Origin of the sequence: Leuconostoc falkenbergense (genome assembly GCF_014634805.1) — a bacterium.
GTDB lineage: Bacteria > Bacillota > Bacilli > Lactobacillales > Lactobacillaceae > Leuconostoc > Leuconostoc falkenbergense.
Genome location: NZ_BMBS01000061.1, coordinates 1 through 5,112, shown reverse-complemented (window position 1 = coordinate 5,112; position 5,112 = coordinate 1). Strand labels below are relative to the sequence as shown.

At 35.6% G+C, this 5,112-nt stretch carries 8 protein-coding genes; all 8 read left to right on the top strand.

Going from position 1 to position 5,112, the window contains the following annotated elements; translation table 11 throughout:
- Positions 1-404: 404 nt before the first annotated feature.
- The 8 genes from IEU71_RS09615 (at position 405) to IEU71_RS09580 (ending at position 5,009) form a co-directional block, all read left to right on the top strand.
- Positions 405-638 (top strand): helix-turn-helix transcriptional regulator, encoded by a 234-nt coding sequence (locus IEU71_RS09615; RefSeq protein ID WP_004915859.1) that lies wholly within the window; start codon positions 405-407, stop codon positions 636-638.
- The gene (locus IEU71_RS09610; protein WP_004915861.1) at positions 628-1,599 is read left to right on the top strand and encodes a replication initiator protein A; all 972 of its coding nucleotides are present in this window, start codon (positions 628-630) and stop codon (positions 1,597-1,599) included. Before IEU71_RS09615 ends, IEU71_RS09610 begins: the two co-directional genes overlap by 11 nt.
- Before the next feature lie 27 nt (positions 1,600-1,626).
- Entirely contained in the window at positions 1,627-1,902 is a 276-nt protein-coding gene (locus IEU71_RS09605) for a hypothetical protein (protein ID WP_004915863.1), read from the top strand.
- Positions 1,871-2,227, top strand: coding sequence for a hypothetical protein (locus tag IEU71_RS09600; RefSeq protein WP_004915865.1), 357 nt, complete (start codon positions 1,871-1,873; stop codon positions 2,225-2,227). Before IEU71_RS09605 ends, IEU71_RS09600 begins: the two co-directional genes overlap by 32 nt.
- Positions 2,217-2,651 carry a single-stranded DNA-binding protein gene (locus tag IEU71_RS09595; protein ID WP_004915867.1) on the top strand — a complete coding sequence of 145 codons (435 nt, stop codon included), beginning with the start codon at positions 2,217-2,219 and terminating at the stop codon, positions 2,649-2,651. The genes IEU71_RS09600 and IEU71_RS09595 overlap by 11 nt, the downstream gene beginning before the upstream one ends.
- Before the next feature lie 4 nt (positions 2,652-2,655).
- Positions 2,656-3,624, top strand: a complete 969-nt coding sequence (locus IEU71_RS09590; RefSeq protein WP_036067279.1) for a hypothetical protein — start codon at positions 2,656-2,658, stop codon at positions 3,622-3,624.
- Between the two features lie 206 nt (positions 3,625-3,830).
- Positions 3,831-4,208 (top strand): hypothetical protein, encoded by a 378-nt coding sequence (locus IEU71_RS09585; protein ID WP_004915871.1) that lies wholly within the window; start codon positions 3,831-3,833, stop codon positions 4,206-4,208.
- A gap of 15 nt (positions 4,209-4,223) precedes the next feature.
- Positions 4,224-5,009 carry a DNA/RNA non-specific endonuclease gene (locus IEU71_RS09580; protein WP_004915873.1) on the top strand — a complete coding sequence of 262 codons (786 nt, stop codon included), beginning with the start codon at positions 4,224-4,226 and terminating at the stop codon, positions 5,007-5,009.
- The last annotated feature ends 103 nt before the right edge of the window (positions 5,010-5,112 follow it).

Below are 5,112 nucleotides of genomic sequence, written 5' to 3'. Positions count from 1 at the left end.
TCTTTGTAATCATATTGTAAACAAATCCGTTATCACAACAGCGACAACGGATTAGCCAAATTAAAATCAATTTTTTTAGATTATTTGTTACTTTAGGGGTTGACAAATTCAAGACATTTGTTAGTGTACCGTGCATAATCTAACGTAACAGAGGCTTGTTGATACGTTGGCGCACAAGGGATTACACAGTTTACTAAAATTCCAAAGTCAATAATTTGAAATGAAGTAACGTATTTGTAACATTCGTTATTTTAAAAGCTCATAAGTCCTGTGTGGGCTTATTTTTTTTGCTTAAAAACAGCCTAAATATTAAGAAGTTGTTAAGAAACCGTCTTCATGACGGTTAATTATTGGTAATAAAATCAATGGAAATTGACAACTAAAACAAGGGAGAACGAGACAAAATGAAACATTCTTTTGGGTCAATTGTAAAAGCCTATCGGGAACGAAAAAGACTCACACAATTGGAATTAGCTGTGAAATCAAAAGGGGAGTTATCAACGGCGACGATTTCAAAAGCTGAAACAGATCCAAGTTATAATCCGAAACTGACGACGTTCATAAAATTTTACAAAATCATGGATATTTCGTTTGAAGAGATTGTTGCGACATTAGAGGGGACTGCCGATGATAAATGATCAAGAAAAACCCAGGAAAATGGAACGTGTTAGTAGAGATCAAGTCGAAACTAATGAACGATTCTATAAAATTCCAAAAGCACTGTTTGAAAATGAATTCTATGCCGACATGAAACTTGAAACGAAAGTGGCTTATGCAATTCTGCGTGATCGTTTCTTGTTATCAATTAAGAATAATTGGATTGATAAAAGTGGTGATGTTTACTTGATTTACAAAAACATTGACCTGCAAACAATCCTGAGTGTTGGCGAGAAAAAAGTCATTAGTTTGAAAAAAGAACTAGCAAATTTTGGGCTCCTTGAAGAAGAACGACAAGGGCTAAATAAACCAAACAGACTTTACGTTGGCAACATAAATGCTGATTTTGAAGTTATCCACAGGGTCAATCCCTTGGGGGACAAGGAACTGTCAAAACGACAGGTCCGGAACTGTCAAAATGACAGGTCAAGAACTTCCAAAACGACAGCTCAAGAACTGTCAAAACGACAGTCAAGTGAGACTGAGAGTAGTGAGACTTATTTGAGTGAAACTGAGACCAATTCTTTTGATGAGGATGAAGTAAGTAACAATAACAATTCAAAAAAAGCTCAACAATCATTTATCGCGATCGGCAAAACAATTCAAAACAATCCTGAATTAAGAAGTGTAGTCCAAGGTTTGATTCCTGATTTACTTTTGAATGAACCCCAACAAGCAGAAATTGTCGTCCGCGCTCTTGATCGTGGTTATCGCTTTTTGATAACCGAAATTGAAAAAGGTAATTCTGTTTTGACTTTGCAAAAGCAATTACAAGGTGAGGTTGCGATAAAACAGTTGCTTTTAAACATTGGTTTCAAACAAGTAGATTACATGCGTGACCATCTGATTGATATCAGCCTATATGGTAAATATTTTGCCAGTGGTTTTGACAATCGTTTGAAAATTGCGATCACAACAAGTCAATCGGTATCAGGCTTTTAACTTTAAATTGGAGAGAGGAGAGATATAATGGCAAACCAATACAACGTATTTATTGCAGTAGACTTTTTCAACGCAGACATACTTTTTGTAGCTAACTCATCAGGAGAACTCAGTCGAAAAGTGATCAAAGCAATTGAAAATCATAAATTAGAAAGCGATGGCGCAGTGAGGTTATACCGTACCTCTTATCAATCATTTAAGGCTATCGAAAATTTGATGGTACGCTACCATTTACCATTTCATGAAGCTGCAAGACCGAAAGGAAGAGATTATGAAAGTCAGACAATTAACGCTGTTGGATGAGAAAAGTTTACAAGAACTACAACAAACCAAATATGTCGTCATTCTCGTTAAAGAATTAAAAAATAATCTCGTTCAACCCACAAAAAAACAAGCCTTTGTCTGCTTAAAACCAAATGAAATGAAAGCCAAAGGTGAGCTGTTTGACGATTGCTTAGGGAATCATTACGTCGGTTGTACAGTCCTGAAAGGCATTCATTATTCTGAAGCTGGTAACCAAATCCCCGTGTTTAAACTACCAAATAATATCCAAGACTATTTAGCCAAACAACTGACACCGATTATTAATTTACTGGATCAAAAAAGGAGAAATTATTATGCAAATTAATCACCACGTAGGACGTTTAGTTCGTGACGTAAACTTTACCGTAAGAGGTGAAAAAGAAACCAAAATTGCCTACTTCAAATTAGCCATTAATGATTTAAAAGATGGCAAAGCCACTTACATTGATTACGTTGCTTTTAACAAAACGGCAGAATTTATTCGTGATTATGTGACTGATGTTGGCCAAGTAGTTGAGGTTGAATTTGTGATGCGCAATCACAATTACACCGATAAAAATACAGGTCAAAAAATTTATGCTATGCAAAATCAAGTGACACAATTCCGCATCTATAAATCTAATCACTCATCGAAAAATTCTGCTGTTCAAACACATATTGCTGACAGTAAAATTAGTGAAGTGACAGATAAGGATTTGCCACCATATCCTGACTTTACTAGCAATGCATTTGAGTATGTGGAGGGGTAGGATGATGACTGCAATAATCACAATAGCTGATAAATTTAGAAATATCTTTCAAAGATTTAGTCGCTTCGGTACTTGGTTTTTGGAACATCAGCGGCGCAATTTAATTGCAATATTTAGTCTGTTTATCCTGATAGATTTTAGTACAACCGTGATGGTTAATATTACACCTCGACCTTCAAATTTGCCTAGTACGGAATTAAATACGCCAGTGTCATTTGGCACTTTGAACAAAACTGCTAGTCTGACAAAAAGTGTTTTTAATAAAAATAATGGTGTTTTGGAACTGCATTATACAATCTCTGACGGTGCTGTTTCTGATCAAGATTTGGTCGATACTAGCAAAATTAAATTCACTGCTATGACTGATCATGGTGGTAGTCAAGTGACAGGTCGTATCGTACCAACTTCAAATAATACGCTTGTAGTTCAATTTAAAAACCTGAGTCATAACTTCAATGCTGTAACACTAACAGCTCATGATGAAAGTATCAACACGGCGACAGTTGAAGCACCAAGTAGCGTAGTTGTTGATAGTTCAAGTGCAAAGAAAGCTAACGCAAACAGTAATTCCGCAAGCGGTAAATTCATCATCAATCGTGACAAAGTATCTAAATCAAATACGCTAACATTTGCCAGCCAAAAGGAACTTGAAGTTAGCGAAAGTAAAGCTAAAATAGCGGCACAACAAAAACTGATTTCCAAGAATACGAACGCAATTGTTGAATATCAAAAAGCAATTGGTCAACAACAATCTTCCATCAAAAAGTATCAAAAAATACTCGCCCAATCTGATGACTCAGATACTCAAACTAGCATTGATAATGCGCGTGATGCCATTACACAAATACGAACACAAATCAGTGATGCACAGAAAAATATTCAACGTGCCAAGACAAATATTAGTCAATATCAAAAGACTAAAAAACAGGTTCAGGAAGGCAAATCATTGTTGCCAAAACCAACAGGTTTGTAATACCACATCGTTAAATAAATTGCCTATTGGGCTATTTTTTTCCATCAAATAAAGGTTTAAAAAGGGTTAAACGTAGGTTAAAAAATGGTTTAACCAAGCGCTCAAACTCCCAGCACTTGAAATGCCCGCACGGCGGGGTTTGGCACATGGTGCCGGCATTTCCCCTTAACCTGTTCCCAATTATCAAAATAAATTTAGGAGTTTTTATGCAGACAGTTAGAAAAGAAGTTCGCGGTCTTGATAAACAAGATTTGAATATCATTGACCAGCGTGCGCAAGCAGAAGGAACATCTACAAATGAATTACTGCGTATTGTTATTACGGACTATGCAAAGCGAATTAGAGAAGATGATGCTAGTAATGTGTTACACAGCTACCTAGATGATTTAATCATGGCTAACAATAATGTTGTGCACGGATTAAATGACAATACAATTGCGATAGGTGAAATGTTTAAAACAATTCTAGCGCGACTTGAAATGTATTTTCCAGACTTAAATGATGAGGTAGAACGAATTCAAAAAAACGCTCGCCCTCAGGAAAAAAATTTGCCAAAGTCGATTGACTTTGATGAGTTTGAATAAGCAGAAGAGGTTCAAATGAAAAATTATAAACGCGGTCGGTTTGCGAGAAGAATCCTATTAGGTATTGTCATATTGATAGGTATTGTGTATTTAAATCGTGTATCGATTTTGCAAAGAATTGTAGCACTAGGTTCGCAATCACAACTGATTAATATTGATAAACAAAGTAACTCTCCAACACAAAATGATGAGCTTGTTAATTTGAAATATACTGGGCAAACAGTTGTTGAAATCAATCATAACCAACCAACATTTAGTCAGGATGATTTACAAATAAAAGAGGGTGGCTGGCAAAAACTTTCGTCATTAGATTGGTTAGGCAGACCACAAGTTGCTAATGCATTGCTTAACCAAAAATTGATGCCGCCCTCTCTAAAGTATAAAGCGCGTGAACGATTAACAATTAAAACGCCAGGATACCATGCCATTAAAACTGGAACAAATACTACAGACTGGTTATACAACCGTAGTCATCTGATTGGGTATCAATTTACTGGTCTAAACAATGAAGCCAAAAATTTGATTACAGGGACACGACAATTAAATGCAGATAGTCGAGCGAATGCAAAAAGTATGGTGACTTATGAAACAGAAATTGCTGATTATTTAAATCAGTCAAAAAATAATTATGTGCGATACCAGGTGAAACCAATTTACAAAAATGTTGAGTTAGTTCCTCGTGGTGTTCATATGATGGCACAGTCAAATGACAACATTTTGAAATTTAATATCTATGTTTTTAACGTTCAAGATGGCTGGACAATCAACTACTTAAACGGTGATGCAGAAAGGAGTGAATAAGTGCAAGATGCAATAGAATTCAAAATAAGTCAAATGAAGGCACTCATCAAAAGAAGAAATGTTTTGAATAAAAAATATGATACAACGCTACCCGAAGATATTC